General features: G+C 57.6%; 1 protein-coding gene and 1 pseudogene. One reads left to right on the top strand and one right to left on the bottom strand.

What is annotated here, in order from left to right; genetic code table 11:
* Positions 1-239 (bottom strand): hypothetical protein (locus tag IR141_RS13690; RefSeq protein WP_209304444.1); only part of this gene is annotated, 239 nt, incomplete at its 3' end.
* 260 nt (positions 240-499) lie between these two features.
* Between IR141_RS13690 and IR141_RS12690 the strand changes: the two are divergent.
* Positions 500-637: pseudogene (locus IR141_RS12690) on the top strand (IS3 family transposase); the annotation flags it as partial.

The raw sequence follows: 637 nt of genomic DNA on the forward strand, positions 1-637 counted from the left end.
CCTTGACGGTTTGAATCCCAGCCCGAAAGGCGGGCAGCCTGTGGAGAAACCAAACTGGCCAAGATGTGCAGGACGGAAAATCTGTAAAAAAGCTCAAACAACCTGAAACCGTTAAAAAAGCCAGGCATCTCCGACTGCCCTTTGGATTGCAACCCTTTGAATCTCAAGCTGAACGCCATGTCATGGTCAGAAATGAAGGGGTATCCCCAAAGGGACGCGCCCCGGCCGGCGGATTCCATACCGGCCCGACAACCGCCCGATACCGCGGGCAAAGGCCGTCTGAAAACAGCCCGATGTCTGAATCCGGGAAGAACGAAGCGCGGCAGAAAGATGCCGAGTCGTCTCAGGATTAAGGCAGGACTATCCTTTGAAACGGCTTTGGAGATGACGGGGCAGCCGCGTAGTATCTTCCGCAGCCACGGCTGCTCAGACGGCGCCGGGGAAGATTCGGGGCGCGGTACATGCTACTGCCTTCTGCTGCCAACCGGCAGCGCATTCGGCGGAAGACCAATATGCCGGTTTGAAACGGCATATCCGTGCGGCTTGCCGGCAACACAAAGGACGCTGCGGCTGCCGCAGGATAACGGCGGCAATCCGCTATGCAGGGATGTTGGCCAACCACAAGACAATCAGCCGT

It is taken from the genome of Neisseria sp. 19428wB4_WF04, from assembly GCF_015235335.1.
Taxonomy (GTDB): domain Bacteria; phylum Pseudomonadota; class Gammaproteobacteria; order Burkholderiales; family Neisseriaceae; genus Neisseria; species Neisseria musculi.